Below are 23,179 nucleotides of genomic sequence, written 5' to 3' on the forward strand. Positions count from 1 at the left end.
TTGATAATCACGCTTATAGTCATATTAACTGTACTTCTGTTGATAAATGTGCCGATAGCCGTCGCGTTTGGCCTCGGTACATTTATCGTCGTATTCATGTCGGGTAGCTTTGAAGTTACGACTTTACCGAACAGAATGTTCAACTCGCTGGATTCATTTCCTTTACTGGCGGCGCCATTTTTCATTTTAGCCGGCAAAATTATGGAACATGGCGGGATATCCGAAAAACTGGTGACGTTCGCGAGCAGTTTGGTCGGCCATCTGAAGGGCGGGCTCGCGCACGTATCGATTATAGCTTGCATGTTCTTTGCAGCATTGTCTGGTTCAGCAGTAGCCACAACTGCAGCTGTTGGAGCCATCTTGATACCGGCGATGGTCAAAGCTGGCTACGACCGGAATTTTTCTGCGGCGGTCCAAGCGGCTGGGGGAACTACGGGAATCATCATTCCGCCAAGCGTTCCTATGGTATTGTTCGCTGTTACTGGAGGAGTTTCTGTAGGGGATTTATTCTTAGCGGGGATAGTTCCAGGTGTTCTAGTTGGCCTTTCCCTTATGGTTGTAGCATATGTCTACTCGTCCATGAAGGGGTATAAAACTACGGCTAGAGTAAACGTCTCAGGAATAGGAAGAAGTTTTATTGATTCTTTGCTGGCTTTGTTTATGCCCGTTATTATCCTTGGTGGTATTTACGGTGGAATTTTCACACCGACGGAAGCCTCTGTAGTGGCTGTCGTGTATGGATTCCTGATTGGAAAATTTGTTTATAAAAAGATTGATTACGCAGTGATGAAAGAAATCTTATTGAGTACAGTAGTAATAGTTTCTTCTGTTTCGCTAATAATTGCTTCAGCTTCATTCTTCGGATTATGGCTTACTTTGGAAAGGATCCCTCACACTCTCGGGACGTTGGTGGGAGGCACAAGTTTAGCGCCATTCCTGGTAATGATGATGATTATTGTTTTATTGCTCATAGTTGGCACTTTCATGGAACCTATGTCTGCAATCATCATTCTCACGCCAATCTTATTGCCAATTGTCATATTGCTTGGATACGATCCAGTTCATTTCGGGATCATCATGATTGTGACTTTATCCATTGGCCTGATAACTCCGCCAGTTGGCCTGAATTTATTCATTGCAGCAAAAGTAGGGGATATCCGCTATGAATCAATAGTAAAGCCGATAATTCCTTTCATTTTAATTTTAATTATAGATGTCATTTTAATTGTGCTACTTCCGCAAATTAGTGTAGGGGTTGCAAATTTATCTAAATAAAAGTCAGACGAAAGAAAGCGGCTGTGGAGAATATGTGCCTCACAGTCGTTTTTTTATTCATTTACAAGCGGGTTCCCTTCAAATAAACAGTTTTTGGAAAGATAAATAGGTTGTCAAAGGTGAAAACTAATAAAAAATACCGGAAAACCATCTTCATTACGGATAATTTCTACTCTAGTATGCAAGAAATGATTTGTGTAATATTTCAGTATATTCTACAAATTTTATTAACCAAAGAGAAATTATTGTAAACGCATACAAAGGGGCGAAAAGAAAATGGCGAATCCGGAAATTGCAAAATTAGGCTATGTGTCGTTGGTGACACCAGATTTAGAGGCATCCCTGCACTTCTTTAAAGAAGTGATCGGCCTGGAGGAAACGGTTGAAATTGATGGCGTCCATTATTTGCGGGCATGGGGAGATTTTCAGCATCATACCTTGTCGATTGAAAAAGGCGACAGCGGCCATGTGAAATACATCGGCTGGCGGACGAAAAACCGCAAGGACGTCGGAGAATTCCGGGAACTGCTGGAAAACGATGGCGTGCAAGTGGACTATTACGCAGCTGGTGAAACGCCGGGCATCGGTGAAGCAATCCGCTTCCGTCTGCCAAGTGGTCATACATTTGAATTGTATTACGATATCGAGCGGCCGGCGCCAGAAGAACATCAGAAATCGGTATTGAAAAACCAGACATATAAGGCTTGGGCAAAAGGAATTTCACCGAGACGCCTGGACCACGTCAATATCCACACAACGACGGATGCGGGCATCACATACGAATTCCTGAAAGAACTGGGATTCAATATGCGCGAGTATTTACGGGATGACAATGGAGACATCATTGCCGGCTGGATGAGCGTTACGCAATTGGTGCACGATGTGGCGCTGGCGCAGAAGCCATCATTGCCGTCACCGGCCCGCATTCACCACATTTCTTATTGGTCAGACGATTCGCAGGATATCCTCCGGGCAGCGGATATTCTCAGCGAAAACAATATCAAATTTATCGGCCCAGGAAAACACGGCATTTCGCAGGCCCTCTACTTATACGTCATGGATCCGGGCAGCGGTTTCCGTGTAGAACTGTTCACCGGCGGCTATTTGATCTTCGAACCCGATTGGGAACCGGTGGAATGGACCATGAAAGAACGTGTCTTCGGCAACACGTATTGGGGAGATTCAGTGCAGGACAAGGAATTGAACAATATCACCATCGAGGCGAAATAAGGCGAAAAGAGGCGAACTCTCATGAAAACAATCGAAATCGATCACACAAACTTGCAGCAGCACCAGCTTGGACTATCACCGCATGTCATCGCCCTTGGATTTTTTGACGGATTGCACAAAGGCCACCGGACCGTTATCGAAGAAGCGAAGAAAAAAGCGGACTTGCTGGGATTGCCTTTGTCGGTCATGAGCTTTTTCCCGCATCCGAAAAGTGTTTTGTCGAAAGGCAAAGTACACGTCGATTATTTGATGCCGATGGAGAAAAAGCAGCAGCGGCTCGAGGAACTGGGTGTGGATTTGTTCTTGGTTGTTGAATTCAATTTAGATTTCGCCGCTTTGTCTCCTGAACAATTTGTACAGGATTACCTTGTCGGTTTGAACGCCAAGCATGTTGTTTGCGGATTTGATTATACGTACGGCTCTAAAGGAGCGGGAAACGTCACGACACTTGCCGATCATGGTGGCGGCCATTTCGGTGTAACGGAAGTAGCGAAAGTCGAGGTTTGTGGAGAAAAGATCAGTTCAACACGTATCCGCGAAACGTTGGCAACCGGAGACATTGAGTTTTTGCAGAACATGATGGGCGAAGCCTACACCATTGAATGGTGCCCGGAAAACGGCTTGCTGCCGCATTATACGCTGCCGGCAGCTGGGGAATACGTCGTTACCTTGAAGTGCCATGACCGGGAAATGACCGGCATTCTGCAAGTGACAAACGACCGGCAGATTAATTTTAACCGCATCGGCTTTATTTCGGATAAGCGTATGACCATCAAATGGCATAAGGAAATCGAAGAAAACGTGTTCAGTTTAGTTTGATCAATTAATGGCAGAGGATGATTGGATGTCGAAAAATAAACAGTTTAAGCAATTGCTTCAGCAACCGAACGCTTTTATGTTGCCGGGAGCTTATGACGGAATGACGGCACGGATGATTGAGGAATTCGGATTTCCTGCTATTTATGCAACAGGTGCCGGAATCTCCAATGCCCAGCTCGGCTGGGCGGATGTGGGACTGACGGCAGTCACGGAAATAGCCGATGTGGTCGCACGGATGTCAGATGTCACCAATGTCCCGATCGTTGTCGATGGGGACACGGGCTTCGGCAATGCATTGAATTTGATGCGCACCGTTAAACAATTGGAGCGGGCGGGTGCTTCAGCCATTCAGTTTGAAGATCAGGTAGCTCCTAAGAAATGCGGCCATTTTGGCGGCAAGCAAGTAATTTCAAAAGAAGAAATGGTCAATAAAATCAAAGCTGCAGTCGATACACGGCAAGCTGAAGACCTATCGATCATCGCGAGAACCGATGCCTTGGCGATTTATGGCATGGAGGAAGCGATTGATCGGGCAAACGCTTATAAAGAAGCAGGGGCGGACGTCATTTTTGTCGAAGCACCGACAACGGTTGAGCAGCTGACACAGATTACAGCACAGGTTCCGGACATCCCGCATATCATCAACATGGTCGAAGGCGGCAGCACACCGCTGGTCTCGCTGGAAGAAGCGGAAAAGATGGGCTTCCAAATCATGCTGTGTGCCAATACGGTATTGCGTTCCGCCATCAAGGGCATCCAGCAAAGCCTGGGCGTCCTGCAACGGGACAAATCGCAGGAGAATATCCATGAGTTCATCTGTACGTGGGAAGAACGGCAGGAACTGTTCAAGCTCAAACAAATCAAGCAATGGGAAAAGCAATACCTTGAATTTGATGTATTAGAGGAGGCGCGCAAACGATGACGAGAGAAATCGACTACGATATTGCCATTATCGGCTGTGGGGCTGCGGGTACTGCAGCGGCTCTGGCAGCTGCAGAAAAAGCGAAAGAACAAGACCATCAATTGAAAATCGCCATCATAGAACGGGCGGATTTTGATAACCGTGGCGGCAACTCGCGCTGGACAGCTGCTTATATGCGCATGGAAAACATCGACCAGCCGGCACCGAATTTCAAAGAAGACATGATGGCGTTCTCGGATAATTTTTCAGACCGCCAATACATTGAAACACTTTACGACCAGGCGGGGCCGACGTTGCGCTGGGTGGAGTCAAAAGGTGTCGGCTTCGACTATTTGCCGACCATGTTTTTGACTTCAGCCAAACCGCGGCTGTTGCCTGTCGGCGGCGGGCGTGCCTTAATCGATACGCTGTCGCTGCGCGCTCGGGCACTCGGTGTGGAAATCATCTATGAAGCGACTGCCTGGAATTTGAGCCTGGATGAAGAAGGGGCAGTCGATGGGCTGAAGATCCGCATCAAAGGCGGGAGTTCAATCGATTTGAGTGTCAGTACCGTTATTTTGGCATCTGGCGGTTTCCAGGGAAGCCAGGAAATGATGGCGCAGTACATCGGCCGGGATGCCCACAAAATTCCGCCGGTCGCGGAAGGCGGTCTTTTCAATAAAGGTGAAGGCATCCGCATGGCTATGCAGTTGGGCGCTAAAGGCTCAGGGCAGTGGGACGCTTTTCATGCCGAGCCGGTCGATCCGCGCAGCAAACGTGAAGAAGCGGGCGTCATGACTTATCCATACGCCATCCTTGTCGACCAGAACGGCAATCGTTTTGTCGACGAAGGTGCATCGACGATTGATGAGCAGTACGAAGCGGTGGCGCGGAAAATTTTCTATGAACTGCCGAACCACATCGCTTATATGATCACCGATCAAAAATTATACGATATTCCAAATTACGAAGAAGCCCTGCAGACAGAACAGCCGCCGGTAACTGGAGAAACCATCGAAGAACTGGCGGAGAAACTGGACATTCCAGCAGAAACTTTAGCGAAGACGGTCAGCGAGTTCAATGCGGCTGTCCAGCCTGGTGAATTTTTATGGAATAAAAAAGACGGCAAAAAAGCTGTCGGCATCGAACCGCCTAAATCCAATTGGTCAGTGCCGATCGATCAAGGGCCGTATATCGCGTATCCGATTATTTGCTGCAATGTCTTCACTAACGGCGGACTGGCAACAGACATCCATGGCCGTGTCCTTTCAAATGACAATGAAGCGATACCGGGCCTGTACGCAGCTGGTGAAATGACGGGGCTTTACTACGGGAAATACCCTGGCGGTACGTCAGTGTTAAGAGGCCTGGTATTCGGCAAACGTTCCGGTGAACATGCAGTCGAATATATTTCATCAAACGTCAAATCTTATTCTTAACGAAAAGGGGTGAAGCTTTTGTTAACTGGAAAAGTGGCGCTGGTCACAGGCGGCGGCCGGGGAATTGGCCGGGAAACCAGCATTCTGCTGGCTTCATACGGAGCGGATGTAGCAGTTTGTGCAAGAAGTGCGGATGAATGCCAGGAAGTGGTGAACGTGATCACCGAACAATACGGCGTCCGGGCCATCGCGGTCATTTGCGATGTGGGCGATGAAGAGGCAGTCAAACAAGCGGTTGAAACCGTGGAAAAAGAGTTAGGGAAAGTATCGATCCTGATTAATAATGCAGGCGTCATGAGCCTTAAGCCGTTTACGGAAACGACAACGGACGAATGGAAATGGGTGCAGGAGATCAATGTCAATGCGCCTTTCAACTTGAGTAAAGCCGTTGTTCCGGGAATGATTGAACAGAAAGACGGCGTCATCATCAACATCGGCTCGATTTGGGGAACAAAAGGAGGCCCGAACCGCAGTGCCTATATTACCTCAAAACACGCGATTATCGGCTTTTCAAAAGCGCTGGGCGAAGAACTGAAGCCGCACGGTGTTCGTGTGAATGTGGTAAATCCAGGTCCAGTCGATACCAGAATGATTGATGATCTGGGCATGGATGTCGATAAAAGCGGCTGGCTCAAGCCGATCGATATCGCTCATGTAGTGGTTGACTTATGTCTGCCGAAAATGGTCGCAGTTACAGCAGCATCCATTGAAGCGTTCGGTGCAGGACAGCCGATTGCCAGTTTACAAAAATAAAACTCGAAGGGGACGATATAAAATGACTGAATTCGTATCAGCAATCTCATCAAAAAACATCAGCCTTGAATTATCCACAAAACTATTGGAGGCAGCAGTAGAAAAAGGTAAAGAATTAGGCATGCCTTTCAGCATCTCAATTGTCGACAGAGTCGGCAACCTTAAAGCTTTCTCCGCTATGGACAATGCGCCGGTATTGAGCCTGGACATTGCGCAGAACAAAGCCTTTTCAGCAGCAACCTACAACCGTGCTACACATGAATGGTATGACCGTCTGAAAGATGATCCGCCATTATTGCATGGCTTGGTACATACAGAGCGCCTGGTTATTTTCGGCGGCGGCTATCCGATTAAGATCGACGGAGAATTGATTGGCGGCATTGGTGTCAGTGGAGGCCATTACACGCATGATATGCAGGTTTGTGAAGCTGCTTTGGAAGTTCTGGAGCAACTTACCACAAAGGCTGTGTAAAGCGTATGGAAAATTCCTATCATCTCATCATTGTCGGAGCGGGCATGGCCGGGTTATGTGCAGCGGCTGAAGCTGCTGCACAAGGTGCAAGTGTGCTGGTGCTTGAAAAGGAAGAGAAATTTGGCGGCAGCTCATTACTGAGCGGCCGCTACATGGCTTTTGCAGGAACGGACATCCAGCAGCGTGAGGGCATCGCCGACCAAACGGAATATCTGGTCGCGGACATGTTGGCGGTCGGTGAAGGAAAAAACGAAGTCGATTTGGTCGAGGCCTACGGGGAGCGCCAGTTTGAAACGTATCAATGGTTGGTTGCTCAAGGCGTCGAATTCCATAAAGTGCAGGCAGTCAGCGGCCATAGTGTGCCGCGAGGCCATACGATTACGCCGCTTCAAGCCATTACGGCTTTATATGAAGGAGCAAAATCTTCCGGAAACGTCGTTTTCAAAACCCAGGCCATTGTCCAGCGGCTTAGGAAAAATGCCGCAGGACGCGTCGCGGAAGTAATTTATGAGCATGAAGGTGAGATCCTTACCGCAACAGCGGAAAACGGTGTGCTGCTGACATCGGGTGGATTTTCCAAAAGCGAGGAACTTTTATCTGCTTTCGCTCCGCAATTGGACGGAGCTTTGCGGATCGGTGGTGCCGGCAATGTAGGAGATGGCATCCGGCTGGCCAGTGAACAAGGTGCCTGGCTTCGTGATTTCCCCTACCTGAAAGGTACTTTCGGTTTTCATCCGACAGCGGATGGCCCGTGGAAATCGCAGGCATTGGCCTTTTACAAAGGTGCCATCATCGTCAATAAACGGGCTGAACGCTTTGTAAATGAATCGATATCCTATAAGTTGATCGGAACGGAAGCGCTTCGGCAGCCGGATCAAATCACTTATCAGATTTGGGATCAAGCGATTATGGATCAAGGCGTCGCAGTCGATGCCCTCTATGATTTTGCTAAGCTGCAAGCACTTGGTTTGATTGAACAGGCGGAAACGCTTGAGGAACTTGCAGAAAAAATCGATTTGCCGATAGAAGCATTGAACAAAACCATATCTGTCTATAATGGCGATGTCAGCAACGGAAGTGATCGCCAGTTTGGGCGCACCAGCCTGACGCATCATTTCGGCAAGCCGCAGCCGATTCGGCAGGCGCCGTTTTATGCGATGCATACGACCGTGGCGATGCTTGCCACGTATGCGGGTGTCAGCGTCGATCGGTATGCGCAGGTTTTGAACCCTTATCATGAACCGATAGAAGGCTTATACGCAGCTGGCGAAATTGCCGGTGGCTTTCATGGAGCAGGCTACATGACGGGCAGTTCGTTAGGGAAAGCTGCGATCTTCGGCCGCGTGGCGGTCCAAAGCGCCTTAACGAAACATGCTGTTCTATAAAGATAAACTTCAATCAGCGGGGGTTCTTCATGCCTGCTGAACATTAAAGCGGGATAAAAGGAGAGGTGAGACCATTGAAAATTTGGCATCAAAGCCTGACTTCAATTGAACATGTTCCGGCTTATCGCGACGCCGTGATTGAACAGATCCAGAAAGTGGCAAGGCCGGATGTGGAAGTTGTACTGCATGGCATGTCGAACGAAACTTATCCATCCGAATACCCAGGCCATTTCATCACTTATGCTTATCTACAGAATCTGCACCGGGAACAATTCGTCAAAAATGCATTAATTGCTGAAAGTGCGGGCTATGATTGCATGTTCATCGGGACCATTCCGGATGTTGGATTGATGGAAGCCCGGACGTTGGTGGACATTCCGGTTATCGGCTATGGCCAGGCATCGTTCCATATCGCCTCCATGCTCGGTGACAACATCGGCATCGTCAATTTTCTTGAACCTTTGGCCGATCAATTGCGCCAAAATGCCAATCGCTATGGCTTAGGAGGAAAACTGGGGCCGATTGTCCAGACCTCTGTCGGGTTTTATGATGTATTGGCTGGTTTCAAGAATCCGCAGCCGGTCATCGACAGCTTTATCGAAAGTGCGGAAAAGGCCATTGCGCTGGGCGCAGATGTCATTGTTCCTGGAGAAGGACCGATGAATGTCTTTCTTGCGACACAAGGCATTTCGCGCATAGGGGATGTACCGATTGTCGATTCTTTTGCCGCCGGCATCAAAATGTGTGAAACCATGACGGATCTGAAAGTGAATTCAGGTGTCACGATGACGCGTAAAGGCTATTTCAACGCCAAACCGCCTGAAGAAGCAGTGAAAAAGTTGCGTGGTTTCTATAATAAAGAAAGCGATATCCATGCGGGTCTTGATTATGGATTGTCCGTTAAAGCTGGACTTCAAGTTTAGCGATCAAAAGCCTCCGTTGCAGCGGAGGTTTTTTGGCATATCGTTATATCACAATAAATTATCAGTTTAGCCTAAAATTTTGTATAATGAAGCTGGCTTATTAATAGTTCATAAGTCTATCCGTTTATTTCAATAAATTAGCTTTAGTCAAATAGAACTGTGATCAAGGGGGAAGTTGATGAGACAGTTGGAGGAATTCGAGCATTTGGAAGACAAAAAGATATCGACCACTTCTGCCACATTCGGTTTATTGCGTAAGGAACTAATAGAAAATCTGGGGATGAATCGCGCTAAGTCATTTTTGCTGCGCTACGGCTGGAATTTGGGCCAGGCACATGCCAAGGATGTTTTGAAAGCTGGCGGCACCATTAAGGAAATGCTCGAGAAAGCAGGCGAACTGCATTTTCAGACCGGCCAAATATCAAATTTAATCTCTGATCGTTCAGTTGAGATGGATGCTCATGGCAACCTGCTGTCCATTACAGCCACAGGGGAATGGGTCGACTCTTTCGAAGTGGAAGAGCATGTCAAGAATCATGGGCTTTCAGCTTGTCCGGTATGCCATACCTTAACAGGATTTGGAAGCGGTTTCACTTCAACGATTATTAAACGCCGCGTTTTTATAAAAGAAGTGGAATGCCGCGGCAAAGGCGACAGCACCTGTACGTTTGAAATGCGCTTGGAAGAAGATTGGGACGAACCAGGGATGCAGGAAGAAATAGGACTCTACGAAAAAAGCCGGTTTATTGATGAGTTGAACGGCACCTATGAACAGGTGGTGGAGCATAAAAATCATATCGAAAGAGCCGCGGCTTTTCACGATACATTGACTTCCAAATTGTCGGATGGCGACTCAATCGAAGAAATCATCGGCACCATCCACGATGCATTAAATGTACCGGTCTCGATTGAAGATTTGAATTTCGAACCAAGGGTCTATAGAGGATTGGATGAAATCGAGTATCAACATTTTAGTGACGATTTCCGGGCAGCGATCAATAAAACCAAGAGCGGCAAAATCCTTCCCTCAACTCATACGGGAACCTTCATCATCCGTGGAAAAGTGCATAACCGTCTGGTATCCCCGATCATCGTCCAGAAAAAAGCCATTGGCTATATCACATTTTTCTACTTGGACAAAGACGCGGAATTGGAAAACGAAACCATGTTTATCCGACGGGCAGCAGTTTCTGCAGCACTGCTGTTCCTGAATGAAAAAACAAGTCTGGAAGCTGTCGAGAACATCAAGGCTTATTTCTTTGAACAGCTGTTGCTGAAGCAATACACCTCTGTGCCGAGCATGATTTATCGCGGCTATTACATGGGTGTCGATTTGAAAGAGCCTTTTTACATTGCAACGTTGAAATGCTCTTCCGAACATCTTGATGTCTCCAAAGTGGAATTTTTGGAGCAGGTTATCCAGTCTGTCAGCCGCTATCTGGAGATGCAAAGCTATAAAATTCTCATCACCGAATACGAGGGCCATATCCTCATGTTACTGCCTAAAGTGGAGCGGTTGCGCTATATGATTGAAAATATCCTGAAACATCTGCATCAGGAACATCGCCATGCAGAATTCCAGGTCGCGTTAAGCAGCGAAAGCGATTCCATTGAAACAATCGAGGAAAGCCTGGAGGAATCACGTGTGGCTTTAAGGCTCAATTCGGAAGAACGAATTGCTTCTTTTGAAGATGTCAGCATCATCGGCTCATTGATCAATTCGAAGAATATGCTGTCCATCCGCCGCCTCGCCAGAAAAGAACTGGAGCCGATTTTCGAATTGAAGGACCATAAGCGGGATGAGCTGTTGAAGACTTTGTATGTTTTCCTGATGAACGGTGGAAACCTGCAACAATCCATCAGTGATTTGTCGCTTTCGATGAGCGGTTTGATGTACCGTATCACCCGGATCGAAAAATTGCTCGGCAAAGAGCTGCGCAATCCGGCTGTTGCCTACGAATTGCTGTTAATGCTGGATGCCTTGAAGATACTTGGCGACATCGACGTTTAAGTTTAGAAAAGCAGGACCAAGAAGCATTGCCGGAAGCTGAAAGACTCAGTTTTCGGCAATGCTTTTTTTTACGGTGTTGATGCAGTATGTGAAAAATAATCATTGGAAAAACTTGATTAATGCGCTTCCATTTTCTAAAAACTAACAAAATCTATTGGAAAACAACCGGAAATCGAATGCTTTTTCATCTTTAATTTATTCAGAACTTTCTTTAAATTAGAGACAGAAAGAAAAAGCTGAAGAGGAGTGGACAGATATGAATCCAGTTATCCAACAACAAAGTAGAGTGGATGTAATAGCGGCGGCAAAATCGCTGATTCCGGCTTTAAGAGAACGAGCTAAAGAAACTGAAGAAATCCGCCAAATTCCAGAGGCAACGATAAAGGAATTAAAGGAATTGAGCTTATTTAAGATGCTGCGGCCGAAGCGTTACGGCGGGCTTGAAACAACGATGCGTGAATACAGCGAAGCAGTTGTCGAAATCTCAAAAGGCTGCGGTTCGACAGGCTGGATCGTGGCCTTATGCGCCATCCGTGAATTGATGGTTGCAGAATCCTTCGGCGAAGAAACCCATGAAGAGATTTTTGGTGAAAATGAAGATGATGTCCTGTTTGCTGGTGTTTATGAGCCGCGCAAGTGTATCGCCAAAAAGGTAGAAGGCGGCTACATGATCGAAGAAGGATTTTGGATGTTCTGTTCGGGATCGCTGCATGCAACTTGGGGTTATTTTGGAATGCCGATTGTTGATGATGAAGGCAAAATGATCGATCAGGTATTGATGACATTGCCGTTTTCCGAAATGGAAATCATGGATGATTGGCATGTGATGGGCTTGAAAGGGACAGGCAGCAATAGCGTCAAGATGAACAATGTCTTTATTCCCGAGCGCCGCTGTACATCATTTGTCAAAGCTCTGGACGGAGATTTCGAATCTGCACATTTGCGCGATATTCCGCTCTACAATACAGCTTTATTTCCAGCTTTGATCTTGTCGTTGGGCTTGCCTGGCTTGGGCTTGCTGAAAGCGGCATATGAATTTTATGAACAGACTTTGCCGAATCGCCGCGCAGCGCATATGGGAGTGGAGTTTATCAAAGACGCTGCAAGCACCCATACCGCAATGGCTGATGTGGCATTGAAAATAGAGACAGCTGAAATGTTCTTCTACAAAGTGGCGGACGCTTTGGATGCCAGCGCAGCAGCAAAAGAGTACATGCCGCGCCATGAACGCGTAAAAACATTGGCGGATATCGGCTATGCCAATCAACTATTGAAAGAAGCAATGGATATCCTCTTGTCGGCGAGTGGTTCAGGCTTTGTCTATAACGGCCATCCGATGCAACGGATTTTGCTCGACTTCCTGACTTTGCATACACACCGCTCATTGTCGCCGACCATCACCAAAGAAAATTTCGGGCGTGTATTGGCCGGACTCGAGTCAAATGCCATCCGCTATTAAATGTACACGCTTACAGGTTGTTGAAGCTTATCAGTTAGGAGAGGGTCTATCGTGAAACCGGAAATTGCAAAATTGGGCTATATTTCGCTGGTATCGGCGGATTTGGAAAAGTCGCTGGTGTTTTTCAGAGACATCATCGGCTTGGAAGAAACGGAAGAAAAAGACGGTGTGCATTATTTGCGCGCCTGGGGTGATTTCCAGCATCATACTTTGTCAATCCAACAGGGAGACCGAGGCCATGTCAAACACATCGGCTGGCGGACGAAGACGAAGGAAGATGTCGCCGCTTTCGGAAAACTGCTTGAAGAGCAAGGGATTGCAGTCGATCAAGTCGATGCCTGGAAAACTCCTGGCATCGGGGAATCCATCAGCTTTCAAGTGCCGAGCGGGCATACCTTCAATTTGTATTTTGATGTGAAACGTCCTCCGGTGGATGAACATCGCCGATCGGTCCTGAAGAACCAGACCTATAAATCTTGGGCCAAAGGCATTTCTCCACGGCGCCTGGACCATGTCAACCTCCATACATCAGCCGAATCAAGTGCCACTTATTCATTTATGGAAGAAGTCTTGGGCTTTAAGATGCGGGAGTACTTGATCAGCGACGAAGGAAATGTGCTGGCCGGTTGGATGAGCGTTACGCAATTGGTCCATGACGTAGCGTTGGTGTCTCGTCCGGAAACACCGACGAAAGCCAGATTGCATCATATCTCGTATTGGTTGGATGACTCGCAGGATATTCTGCGGGCGGCGGATATTTTAAGGGAGCATCATTTCGAATTTGTCGGCCCAGGGAAGCATGCCATTTCCCAAGCTTTGTATTTATACGTTACAGATCCAGGCAGCGGTTGCCGTGTGGAATTGTTTACAGGAAGCTATTTGATCTTTGAACCGGACTGGCAGCCGGTTGAGTGGACAGAAAGTGAACGCTCTTTTGGCAATACCTATTGGGGCGACAGTATAAGCAAGAAGGAATTGGTCAAAGAAACAATAGAAGCATTATAGACTGGAAGGGGAATGGCTATGGCGATTATAACCAATGAAATCACACAGGAAATTATTCAAACAAAAAACTTTGCAACTTTCTTGAATCAATCAGGCGCCCAGAATACAGAAACGATTTTATTTCTTCACGGCTCGGGTCCCGGTGTTACGGCCGTGGTCAACTGGCATAAGGCGTTGGACGAAGTCAGTGAAAACTACCGGGTACTGGCGCCGGATCTATATGGATTCGGCAAAAGCAGCCATCCGGAACAGCCGTTGAAAAACCGGCAGCAATGGATGGACCAATGGGTCAACCAAGTCCTGGAAATGATGGACCACCTGAAGTTGGAAAAAGTCCACCTGGTCGGCAATTCGCTGGGCTGTTCGATCGCTTTGGAATTGCTGATCGAGTATCCGGAACGTTTCGATGAAGTGGTGCTGATGGGACCGGGCGGGACGCCGAACACCAAGCTGAGCTTTGAACTGGCACGCGCGAAAAGCTTTTACGACAATCCATCGAAAAAGAAATTAAAGCAAATCATGAGCTGGTTCGTTTACGATGCAGACAAAATGAGCCCGGTGATTGAAGGGTTGCTGGAAGAGCGCTTTGAAACGGCGATGCGTCCGGAAGTCCACCGCTCAAACGATTCGATTTTCGCTACAGCGGCAGTTCCAATTCCGACTGTTGCACTCAATCGCATCAAAAACCGGGTGATGTTAGTGCACGGGTTGAATGACAAGGTCTGTTCGGTTGAATCCAGCTATTATTTGGCGGAGCATCTGCACAATGCCCAGCTCCATGTGTTTGGACAATGCGGACATTGGGCGCAGCTTGAAATGAAGGACAGTTTCCACGAGCTTATCCAGTCATTCTTTAGCAAGAAAATTTAACAGCTGAGGGGTGTTACCGTGAAGACGCAACGATCGATTGATTATGAAACGGACGTGGTGGTCATCGGTGCCGGGAATGCAGCGATGTGTGCAGCGCTTGCTGCGCAGGAGCAGGGAGCCCGTGTCATCGTTCTTGAAAAATCACCTGAACAGCAAAAAGGCGGCAATACCACCTATACGCACGGTTCCATCCGTTTTGCGTATGAGGGTGTAGAGGATATCCGGGCGATCATTCCGGAACTGGATGAAGAAGAGTTGAAGACTGTGGATTTTGGCAGTTACAGCGAAGAACAGTATTACGAGGATATGTGCCGGATGACCAATTACAAAACAGATCCGGAACTGGCTTCCTTGTTGACAAGCGAGAGCTTCGAAACGATGAAATGGCTGACCAGCCATCAAATTAAATTCATTCCGATTTACGGGCGTCAGGCCTTTAAGGTAGACGGCATCTTCAAGTTCTGGGGCGGCATGATCCTGGAGTCAGTCGGCGGCGGGCATGGATTGGTGGAAGCTTTGCATAAACGTGCCAGTGATCTAGGCGTACAAATCCTCTACCGGACGATGGCTATTAACCTATTGCAGGATGATGACGGCGTGCAAGGGGTTATCGTCAAAGAACAGGGCAAGACGAAAGTCATCCGGGCGAAGTCGGTGATTATCGCATCCGGCGGCTTCCATGCCAATATCGAAATGCGCACCAAATACCTGGGCCCGAAATGGGATACGGTACATACGAGAGGCAGCCGCTACAATACCGGTGAAGGCATTCAGATGGCTTTGGATATCGGAGCGCTGTCTGCAGGGAACTGGTCGATGGCCCATGCCGTAACGGGCGACCGCTACCTGCCTGATTTCCAGGAAGGATTCCAGCGGTTGAGTTATCCGTTCGGCGTCATCGTCAATACCGATGGCCGGCGATTCCTGGATGAAGGAGCCGATTTCCGCAATTACACTTATGCTAAATATGGCCGGCGCATCCTTGAGCAAAAAGACGGCTGTGCGTGGCAGGTTTTTGACGGCAAGGTGGCTCATCTGCTGAGGGAAGAGTATAAAGGCAGGCAGGTGACGAAAGTCAAAGCCAATACGCTTGAAGAGCTGGCTGATAAAATGGAAGGCATCGATAAAGCAAAATTCCTTCAGGAGATCAGCGAATACAATAAAGCGATCAATGATGCGGTATCATTTAATCCGAACGAAAAAGATGGACGCGGCACCACTGGATTGGCTGTTGATAAGAGCAACTGGGCCAACACGATTGATACCGCACCATTTGAAGCGTATGCCGTCACTTGTGGCATCACCTTCACTTTCGGCGGCTTAAAAATCAACGAACAAGCTGAAGTGCAAAACACCATGTATGAAAAAATCAACGGATTATACGCAGCCGGCGAAGCAGCGGGTGGGCTGTTCTACGAAAATTATCCTGGAGGCGCTGGCCTGATGGCAGGTGCTGTATTCGGGAAAATAGCCGGGGAACAGGCTGGGAAATTCACTAGCCGGAACGTTGTGGAACAATTGTAGAATATGAATGGCAGCTTTATAGAGTGTTTTAGATCATATTTGATAAAAAAGTCCTTTGCCCAGTGTCGGCAAAGGGCTTTTGGCTGTCTTTAGAAGCGGATGCATTGGGTTTATGGGTGTTCAATTGAACTTACGCACGTTCAAGCGGATTTGCGCACGTTCAATTGAACTTACGCACGTTTAAGCCGATTTACGCACGTTCGATTGAATTTGCGCTCGTTCAAACGGATTTGCGATTGCTCAGCTCGAATCCCCCCAAAAAAACTAGTGGGGTGGACGAAAGATAAATCATCAAAATCAAGCCTTCCCTCAAGAGGACAATCCAACGCGGATTGTCTTTTCTTTTTAATCAAAAAGACTTTCTGAACCCCTCAGGAAATAAGTTTTCGTTGTGACGAAAGGGGTAGTTAGTAAGCAAACAAAGCGAATTTATTTTCCAGACAGGGGGAGAAGGAGTGGGCCGGAAAAAGGATCGGCACGGATTGACTGTAGTTGTCACTGGAGCTTCGAGCGGTTTTGGCCGGGGCATTGCCCAGCAGCTGGCAGCGGATGGCGCCAATGTGGTGCTGGCGGCCAGGCGGACCGGCTTGATTGAGGAACTTGCAGCAGAGCTCGGCGACCGCACATTGGCTGTAACGACGGATGTCAGCGAGCCAGAGGAAATGGCCAGGCTGATGGCTGCGGCGGAATCCCGTTTCGGCAAAGTGGATGTCTGGATCAATAATGCGGGGCTCGGCATCATGGGATCGTTCACGGACGTTCCGCTGGATGACATGTTGCGTTTAGTGGATATCAACTTGAAAGGCATGATTTATGGCAGCCACTGCGCCCTTCACCACTTTAAAGAGAACAGAGCTGGAACCCTGATTAATATGTCTTCTTTTATCAGCAGCGTGCCGCTGCCGTTCGGCGCTGTCTATTGTGCAACGAAATATGGCATTGCAGGACTGACTGCAGGCCTGCATCTGGAAATGGAGATGGAAGGGTGGAAAGATATCCATGTTTGTATGGTGCATCCGTGGGTTACCGACACACCCTGGCCTGAGCATTCCGGAAACTACAGCGGCCACGAAATTACGTTGGGGCCGGTCGATGATCCAGAAACTGTGATTGCCGCTGTTATTGACTTGATTGAACGGCCGCAGGAAAGTGTGGAAATCGGCATCAAATCAAAAGCCGCCATTGTCTCCAAGCAGATGATGCCCCACATTACGGAGAAATTGAATGGCGCTTTATTGCTGGAGATGCTGAAGGCAGCGCCGATCGCCAAAAACACTTCGGGCAGCATCCATTCACCTCGGCCGGAAGGGATAGCGGTCTCTGGAAATATGCGGAACCGATTGAAGCAACAGCTTCGAAAAGGAAAGCAACACTGAAGCCAGTTTTACGGATAGGAGGAATAGACATGGCAACTGAAGTAAAACGTGCAGGACTGACGGTCGTCATAACGGGCACCTCGAGTGGCATCGGCAAAGGCGTGGCACAGCAGCTGGCCGCGCAAGGAGCCAATGTTGTAGTAGCGGCACGCCGCACCAAGGAAATTGAAGCACTGGCGGACTCCTGTGGCCCGAATGCCATTGCAGTGACGGCGGATGTCAGCCGGGAAGAAGACGTCGCTAAGCTGTACGAAGCAGCGATGGAAGAGTTCAGTAAAATTGATGTCTGGATCAATAACGCAGGGATTGGAACATATGGTTCATTCACGGATACACCGCTAAGGGATTTGAACCGGACGGTGGAAATCAATTTTCTTGGCACTATTTATGGCAGCCACTATGCCTTGAAACAATTCAAGAAGCAAGAGTATGGAACGCTGATCAACGTTTCCTCTTTCGCCAGCAAAACGCCGCTGCCTTTTGGAGCCGCGTACACAGGCAGCAAATACGGTATTTCAGGCTTAAGCAACGGCTTGCATCAGGAGATGAGAATGGACGGCTTTGACGATATCCATATCTGTTCAGTGGATCCATGGGTAACCGATACCCCTTGGACAAAGCATGCGGGCAATTACAGCGGCCATGAAATTCTTGTCGGACCGGCAGATGATCCGCAAAAAGTGGTGGATACCATCATCGGGCTCATTGATAATCCGAAAAAATCAGTGGAAATTGGCGCTAAATCCAAAGGTATTGCGATTGCCGGTTCGTTGATGCCGAAAACGACTAAAGGATCGACCGGACGCACTCTATTTAATATGATCCAGGAAGCCCCACCTGCTCCGCCGACATCCGGCAGCCTGTATGAATCCAGTCCTGAAGGGACAAGCGTGTCAGGTGATTTGCGTGAGCGGCTGAAAACCAAAACGTGACTCAATGCAGAACTGAGGAGGAATGAAAATGGCAAAAAAGAAATCCCATGAAGGAGTGACGGTGGTCATCACTGGTGCTTCCAGTGGATTTGGAAAAGGTGTCGCAAGGGAACTGGCTGCACAAGGAGCCAATGTCGTGCTTGCCGCACGCCGTGTGGGCCTGCTTGAAAAGCTGGCAGAAGAACTGGGTCCGAATGCGGTTGCGGTGAGGACAGATGTCAGCCTGGAAGAGGAAGTGGCGCATCTCTTTGAAACGGCGTTGGCACGTTTCGGGAAAATTGATGTGTGGATTAACAATGCCGGAGTCGGCGCAATTGGTCCGTTTACTGAAATCCCGATCAAGCACTTGGCGCGGGTGGTCGATGTCAATGTCAAAGGCACCATCAATGGCAGCCATTTTGCCTTACGCCATTTCAAAGAAGTGAAACGGGGCATCCTCATTAATATCGGTTCCATCACAAGCGAAATCGCTTTTCCTTATTACACGGGATACAGTGCCAGCAAGCATGCTGTGCTGGGGCTCAGTGCTGCGTTGAATGAAGAAGTGAAACTGGAAGGTTTTGATGATATCCATGTCTGCACTGTGCTGCCATGGGCGACTGATACCCCCTGGTTTGAACATACGGGAAATTACACAGGGCATGCCGCTGAAATGAAGCCGATGGATGATCCGGAAATCGTCATTGAGGCAATCATTAGCTTGATCGATAAACCGCAGGAAACTGTGGCAGTCGGTGCGAAATCCAAAGCATCGGCCGTTTCCAGCCATATTCTGCCCGGTGCTACTGAAAAAATGAATGCGAAATTTGTTCAAAAAGTGATTGAAGATGCACCGCCGGCCGGTCCGACTAACGGCAGCCTCTATATTCCGATGGAAAAAGGAACGGAAGTGGAAGGCGGAATCCGGGAGCGGATGAAACGAGAATAAGTGATAGGCTCAAATGAAAGAAGATTCACTCCTCAGAGCGGATCTTCTTTTTATGTGTCAGTAAAAATATGGTTTTTTAATTATTAATGGAGATTTGTTCTATCATTTACATTATTCTTCCAGTATGTTTGAGTAAAGGAAGAACAATAAGACAAAGGTGGAGACAGAATTGAATGATGTTGAAAAATATGAAAAGCTAAACCCGTTTACGGCCATTTGGACCCGTCCTCGTGCTGCAGTGCGCCATGTGATTGAAGAAAAATCGTCCGGATTCATTTTTCTGTTGATTGTCCTTGCAGGATTTGCTGCCGGCCTGCTCAGCAGCCTGGATTCAGAACAATTCCTGCCGGTCGGGGGAATGATCCTGATTGCTCTTTTCTTCGGACCAATTGGCGTGGTGGTAAGCACGGTCATCGGCGCCGGTATCTATTTGCTGATTGGCAAGCTGTTTAAAGGGAAGGGCACCTACACGGAAATGTTCCGGGCAATTCTGACCGGGCTGATTCCACAGATCTGGCTTATTCCGATAATCCTTTTATGGATGCTGCTGTTGCCGGAAACCTATTTCCTGCAAGCAGATGACATGCTGTTCGCTGAACCTGATTTTCTTTCGCTTGTCTTCCTGATCATCCTTGGGGTCATCTCTGCTTGGACTTTCTTTGTCCAGTGCAAGGCGGTTGCAGAAGCACACAGGTTTTCTGCCTGGAAAGGCTTTTTCGTCATCATGATTCCGACAGTTCTGGTCATCGGTGTAATTATCGGGCTGATCGCATTATTCTTTACGATGCTTCTTCCTGCAGTGGGTGGCAACTAATCAAGCAGATATGGAAAATAAAAAGAACAAGGCTGCCCTTATGGCCGCCTTGTTCTTTTTATGGTTTTTCTGTTTTATGGACTGTGCCGTTTTCTTCAATGTCCGCCGTCTCCCGGCGCACGGTTTCATTGATGACCTGCACATCTTTGACTTTGCGCTTGCCGATGACGATTTCTTCGCGGACCACTTTCTTTTTGCCGATGTCCAGACGTTCTTCAGAAAGGGGGATGTAGATCGCATCTCCTTTTTCGTAAGCTTCTTTCGGAGACAGCACCTGACCGTCTTCTGCGGCTTCTGCACCTTCAGAAATTGGTCGCCGGTCAATGACGATTTCCTCACGCTCTACCGGTACTTGGATTTCTTTGTCTTCTTCCACCAATTGCTTTTGGACTTGGACTTCGCCAGTCTGCACGCGTTCTTTCTCGATATCCAGACGCTCTTCATGCAGAGCGAGTTTCTGCTCTTCTACAGGAAGGCCATCTTTTGAATCAACAGATATGGCCGTTTCCGGCTTAGCTGCTGGCAGGCTGTCCGTATATAAAAGCAGCTTTCCAGTTTCCACCTGCTGGAAATAGTAATCAGTTTCAGATTCATCCAAACCCATTCGGTTGAAAGCGTCTTTCGTGATGTCTTCCCCAGATAAAAAAGCGATGACTTTGCCTTTGAAATTATCGCGGTCTTCTGTATCGACATGGACAGCGGTGTGTTCAATGATCAAAGGAATCTGTTCATCGTGTTTGGCTACCAGGTATAAAGTTTCCTCTTCATGTCCTTTTGCTCGTAATTCACCGATCTGAATCAATACTTGCGCTTGTGCATCAAAAAGCCCGACAAGTTTGTTTCCTTTTTTCTCCATAGTTAATTCCCCCCATGTCAGTTGCACCAAAAAACTTGTTACCGCTAATTTACCCTTAGTCGCATGTTGGATAAACCTGCGGGAGTCCAGTCCCGAAAAAAAGGCATCTCCGGAGAAATCATCCGGAGACGCCTTTGCTGTTTTTTTATAGGGAAGTGCGTCCGTCTTTTTTCGCTTTTACGTTTTCGTCAATATCCGCTTCTTCACGGCGGACGGTTTCATTCACCACTTCGGTATCTTGGACTTTGCGTTTGCCGACGACAATTTCTTCGCTGACGACGTCTTTTTTGCTGACCTCCACGCGTTCCTCGGAAACCGGAACATGAATAGAATCTCCATCGTCATAGACGCCTTTATCCGCCAATCCGCCTGTGCCCGGTGAAACTTCCTCGTTGACCGCACGGCGTTCCACATATACTTCTTCGCGCTCAACCGGTACTTCGATGGTCTGCTGTTCTTCGACCACATGTTTGCCGACATTCACTTCGCCAGTCTGTACGCGTTCTTTGTCGACATTCAAACGCTCTTCGTGAAGGCGCAAATGTTCCTCTTCTTCATGGCTGCCGGCAGTTGCCGTTCCGGTTGCTGTCTGCGCGCCCGAGTATTGCTTATAAGAAGTGCCATAGTCGCTGTTCACGTAAAGAACCAGCTTGCCATTTTCGACTTGGCGGTAGTATTCATCCGCTTCGCCGCTGCCTAATCCCATTTGAGTGAATGCATCCCGTGTGGAATCTTCACCTGAAATGAACGATTTGAATTTGCCCATGAAGTTATCGTCTTCTTGTGTGTTTAAGTGCACGTCCGTCTGGCCTTGGACCATGGACAGTTGATCGTCATGTTTCGCGATTACATACATGTCTTCTTCGTTATAGCCTTGTGCTTTTAATTCGCTTATTTTATGCAGAACTTCTGCTTGTACGTCATATGCTTGGATAAATGTGTTTTTATTGTTTGTCATTGTCAATTCCTCCTAATAGTGATAAATCACCTGTGAAGTAAGGTACTGTCTGTCTACCCCGTAGTTTTTTGAAATAAACCATGGAAGAGTAGGAGAGGGATTGAAACATCTTCTTTTCTGTGCGGATGACTATGCTTGGAAACTGCATGGTGCCAGGCACCGGAACAATTCCGGAGACACAACTATTTTATAAAATAAAAATCTTATCAAATGAATAGAAAGAGACTATAAAGCACTCTCGGTTTCATTTGAAAAGCAGATATTTATCTGCTTTCTTTTAATTGTATAAGATGGCGGTACAAAAGAATGGAATCGATAAAATTAAGGGAATCCTTACTTTATAAACAGTAAGATTGAACTATTAATGCTATGATTAAGGCGTATTTTACTTTTATATATTCGAATTTAGCCTTAGGGCGGCAAGTTCACAAGGGATGGGATGACAATGGGGATTGATGTTTTGCAACGCAATAACGTCCGAGTGACTGGACAAGGGAAAAAAACAATAGTATTCGCACACGGCTTTGGCTGTGATCAACAAGTGTGGAATAATACGATTACCAATTTTGAACAGGATTACCGGGTCGTCACTTTTGATTATGTAGGAGCTGGAAACAGTGACAAGACAGCGTATTCCAAAGAGCGTTACAGCACTTTGGATGGCTACAAACAGGATCTTTTGGAGGTTTGTGCATCACTTGAGATGGAAGGATTCCTATTTGTCGGCCATTCTGTCAGTGCCATGATCGGTATGCTGGCGTCAATTGAGCAACCTGGATTGATGGAGAAAATGGTCATGATCGGACCCTCTCCTTACTATATGAATGAGCCTGGCTATAATGGCGGGTTTGAACGGGCAGACATTGACGAATTATTGGATATGATGGAAACCAATTATATGGAGTGGGCTAAATACTTGGCGCCGGTGGTCATGCAGAATGAGCAGCGTCCTGAGCTCGCCGAAGACTTTGAACATCTTTTATGCTCGAATGATCCGATGATTGCGCGGCAATTTGCTGAAGTGACGTTTACTACGGATCTTCGCGATCAATTGGATAGAGTGGCTGTACCCACGCTGATTCTTCAGACCAAGTTCGACGCTATTGCACCGGCGGAAGTCGGGCAGTATGTCCACGACCACATCCAGGGGAGCCGACTGATTGTGATGGAAGCAGTTGGCCATAATCCGCATTTAAGCGATTCTGATGAAACAGTGAAACACATCAAGGCCTATTTGGCGGAGTAGGGA

Annotated in this window: 21 protein-coding genes; 19 read left to right on the top strand and 2 right to left on the bottom strand. The window is 47.6% G+C overall.

The features are described 5' to 3' along the window. From H9630_RS07270 to H9630_RS07355, 18 genes are all read left to right on the top strand, one after another. Window positions 1-1,275 (top strand): TRAP transporter large permease, encoded by a 1,275-nt coding sequence (locus H9630_RS07270; RefSeq protein ID WP_191714829.1) that lies wholly within the window; start codon window positions 1-3, stop codon window positions 1,273-1,275. A gap of 276 nt (window positions 1,276-1,551) precedes the next feature. Next, on the top strand, window positions 1,552-2,505 hold the full coding sequence (locus H9630_RS07275; RefSeq protein ID WP_191714830.1) for a VOC family protein: 954 nt from the start codon (window positions 1,552-1,554) through the stop codon (window positions 2,503-2,505). A 21-nt stretch (window positions 2,506-2,526) separates the two neighbouring features. Then, window positions 2,527-3,324, top strand: a complete 798-nt coding sequence (locus tag H9630_RS07280; RefSeq protein WP_191714831.1) for an adenylyltransferase/cytidyltransferase family protein — start codon at window positions 2,527-2,529, stop codon at window positions 3,322-3,324. A 25-nt stretch (window positions 3,325-3,349) separates the two neighbouring features. Beyond that, window positions 3,350-4,246 (top strand): isocitrate lyase/PEP mutase family protein, encoded by an 897-nt coding sequence (locus tag H9630_RS07285; RefSeq protein WP_191714832.1) that lies wholly within the window; start codon window positions 3,350-3,352, stop codon window positions 4,244-4,246. Next, complete coding sequence (locus tag H9630_RS07290; RefSeq protein ID WP_191714833.1) at window positions 4,243-5,664, top strand: FAD-binding protein; 1,422 nt, start codon at window positions 4,243-4,245, stop codon at window positions 5,662-5,664. Before H9630_RS07285 ends, H9630_RS07290 begins: the two co-directional genes overlap by 4 nt. A gap of 18 nt (window positions 5,665-5,682) precedes the next feature. Then, window positions 5,683-6,417 carry an SDR family NAD(P)-dependent oxidoreductase gene (locus H9630_RS07295; RefSeq protein WP_191714834.1) on the top strand — a complete coding sequence of 245 codons (735 nt, stop codon included), beginning with the start codon at window positions 5,683-5,685 and terminating at the stop codon, window positions 6,415-6,417. Between the two features lie 22 nt (window positions 6,418-6,439). Next, window positions 6,440-6,889 carry a GlcG/HbpS family heme-binding protein gene (locus tag H9630_RS07300; RefSeq protein ID WP_191714835.1) on the top strand — a complete coding sequence of 150 codons (450 nt, stop codon included), beginning with the start codon at window positions 6,440-6,442 and terminating at the stop codon, window positions 6,887-6,889. Between the two features lie 5 nt (window positions 6,890-6,894). After that, window positions 6,895-8,274, top strand: a complete 1,380-nt coding sequence (locus tag H9630_RS07305; RefSeq protein WP_191714836.1) for an FAD-dependent oxidoreductase — start codon at window positions 6,895-6,897, stop codon at window positions 8,272-8,274. A 65-nt stretch (window positions 8,275-8,339) separates the two neighbouring features. Then, window positions 8,340-9,197 carry an aspartate/glutamate racemase family protein gene (locus H9630_RS07310; protein WP_318247989.1) on the top strand — a complete coding sequence of 286 codons (858 nt, stop codon included), beginning with the start codon at window positions 8,340-8,342 and terminating at the stop codon, window positions 9,195-9,197. A 178-nt stretch (window positions 9,198-9,375) separates the two neighbouring features. Further along, complete coding sequence (locus H9630_RS07315; protein WP_191714838.1) at window positions 9,376-11,208, top strand: V4R domain-containing protein; 1,833 nt, start codon at window positions 9,376-9,378, stop codon at window positions 11,206-11,208. Between the two features lie 256 nt (window positions 11,209-11,464). Further along, a complete protein-coding gene (locus H9630_RS07320; RefSeq protein WP_191714839.1) occupies window positions 11,465-12,667 on the top strand; it encodes an acyl-CoA dehydrogenase family protein in 1,203 nt (400 codons plus the stop codon). A gap of 51 nt (window positions 12,668-12,718) precedes the next feature. Continuing rightward, window positions 12,719-13,672 (top strand): VOC family protein, encoded by a 954-nt coding sequence (locus H9630_RS07325; protein WP_191714840.1) that lies wholly within the window; start codon window positions 12,719-12,721, stop codon window positions 13,670-13,672. An 18-nt stretch (window positions 13,673-13,690) separates the two neighbouring features. Then, a complete protein-coding gene (locus H9630_RS07330; protein ID WP_191714841.1) occupies window positions 13,691-14,542 on the top strand; it encodes an alpha/beta fold hydrolase in 852 nt (283 codons plus the stop codon). An 18-nt stretch (window positions 14,543-14,560) separates the two neighbouring features. Continuing rightward, window positions 14,561-16,066 carry an FAD-dependent tricarballylate dehydrogenase TcuA gene (tcuA, locus tag H9630_RS07335; RefSeq protein ID WP_318247990.1) on the top strand — a complete coding sequence of 502 codons (1,506 nt, stop codon included), beginning with the start codon at window positions 14,561-14,563 and terminating at the stop codon, window positions 16,064-16,066. Between the two features lie 455 nt (window positions 16,067-16,521). Beyond that, window positions 16,522-17,442 carry an SDR family NAD(P)-dependent oxidoreductase gene (locus tag H9630_RS07340; RefSeq protein WP_191714842.1) on the top strand — a complete coding sequence of 307 codons (921 nt, stop codon included), beginning with the start codon at window positions 16,522-16,524 and terminating at the stop codon, window positions 17,440-17,442. 29 nt (window positions 17,443-17,471) lie between these two features. Continuing rightward, complete coding sequence (locus tag H9630_RS07345; RefSeq protein ID WP_191714843.1) at window positions 17,472-18,374, top strand: SDR family NAD(P)-dependent oxidoreductase; 903 nt, start codon at window positions 17,472-17,474, stop codon at window positions 18,372-18,374. A gap of 28 nt (window positions 18,375-18,402) precedes the next feature. Further along, window positions 18,403-19,302 (top strand): SDR family NAD(P)-dependent oxidoreductase, encoded by a 900-nt coding sequence (locus H9630_RS07350; protein ID WP_191714844.1) that lies wholly within the window; start codon window positions 18,403-18,405, stop codon window positions 19,300-19,302. Window positions 19,303-19,471: 169 nt separating this feature from the next. Next, on the top strand, window positions 19,472-20,116 hold the full coding sequence (locus H9630_RS07355) for a Yip1 family protein (RefSeq protein WP_191714845.1): 645 nt from the start codon (window positions 19,472-19,474) through the stop codon (window positions 20,114-20,116). Window positions 20,117-20,174: 58 nt separating this feature from the next. Here the strand turns inward: H9630_RS07355 and H9630_RS07360 are convergent, their stop codons facing one another. Further along, window positions 20,175-20,972 (bottom strand): YsnF/AvaK domain-containing protein, encoded by a 798-nt coding sequence (locus H9630_RS07360; protein WP_191714846.1) that lies wholly within the window; start codon window positions 20,970-20,972, stop codon window positions 20,175-20,177. 145 nt (window positions 20,973-21,117) lie between these two features. Beyond that, window positions 21,118-21,930 carry a YsnF/AvaK domain-containing protein gene (locus tag H9630_RS07365; protein WP_191714847.1) on the bottom strand — a complete coding sequence of 271 codons (813 nt, stop codon included), beginning with the start codon at window positions 21,928-21,930 and terminating at the stop codon, window positions 21,118-21,120. A 445-nt stretch (window positions 21,931-22,375) separates the two neighbouring features. Between H9630_RS07365 and H9630_RS07370 the strand changes: the two genes are divergently transcribed. Continuing rightward, window positions 22,376-23,176 (top strand): alpha/beta fold hydrolase, encoded by an 801-nt coding sequence (locus H9630_RS07370; protein WP_191714848.1) that lies wholly within the window; start codon window positions 22,376-22,378, stop codon window positions 23,174-23,176. Window positions 23,177-23,179: the final 3 nt, after the last annotated feature.

The organism is Planococcus wigleyi (assembly GCF_014836985.1).
In the GTDB taxonomy this organism is placed as follows: domain Bacteria; phylum Bacillota; class Bacilli; order Bacillales_A; family Planococcaceae; genus Planococcus; species Planococcus notacanthi.

Bases quoted from the DNA above. Each gene is read 5' to 3' on its own strand.
- H9630_RS07275 (WP_191714830.1), top strand. From the start codon at position 1,552: ATGGCGAATCCGGAAATTGCAAAATTAGGCTATGTGTCGTTGGTGACA.
- H9630_RS07280 (WP_191714831.1), top strand. From the start codon at position 2,527: ATGAAAACAATCGAAATCGATCACACAAACTTGCAGCAGCACCAGCTT.
- H9630_RS07285 (WP_191714832.1), top strand. From the start codon at position 3,350: ATGTCGAAAAATAAACAGTTTAAGCAATTGCTTCAGCAACCGAACGCT.
- H9630_RS07290 (WP_191714833.1), top strand. From the start codon at position 4,243: ATGACGAGAGAAATCGACTACGATATTGCCATTATCGGCTGTGGGGCT.
- H9630_RS07300 (WP_191714835.1), top strand. From the start codon at position 6,440: ATGACTGAATTCGTATCAGCAATCTCATCAAAAAACATCAGCCTTGAA.
- H9630_RS07305 (WP_191714836.1), top strand. From the start codon at position 6,895: ATGGAAAATTCCTATCATCTCATCATTGTCGGAGCGGGCATGGCCGGG.
- H9630_RS07315 (WP_191714838.1), top strand. From the start codon at position 9,376: ATGAGACAGTTGGAGGAATTCGAGCATTTGGAAGACAAAAAGATATCG.
- H9630_RS07320 (WP_191714839.1), top strand. From the start codon at position 11,465: ATGAATCCAGTTATCCAACAACAAAGTAGAGTGGATGTAATAGCGGCG.
- H9630_RS07330 (WP_191714841.1), top strand. From the start codon at position 13,691: ATGGCGATTATAACCAATGAAATCACACAGGAAATTATTCAAACAAAA.
- H9630_RS07345 (WP_191714843.1), top strand. From the start codon at position 17,472: ATGGCAACTGAAGTAAAACGTGCAGGACTGACGGTCGTCATAACGGGC.
- H9630_RS07350 (WP_191714844.1), top strand. From the start codon at position 18,403: ATGGCAAAAAAGAAATCCCATGAAGGAGTGACGGTGGTCATCACTGGT.
- H9630_RS07360 (WP_191714846.1), bottom strand. From the start codon at position 20,972: ATGGAGAAAAAAGGAAACAAACTTGTCGGGCTTTTTGATGCACAAGCG.
- H9630_RS07365 (WP_191714847.1), bottom strand. From the start codon at position 21,930: ATGACAAACAATAAAAACACATTTATCCAAGCATATGACGTACAAGCA.
- H9630_RS07370 (WP_191714848.1), top strand. From the start codon at position 22,376: ATGGGGATTGATGTTTTGCAACGCAATAACGTCCGAGTGACTGGACAA.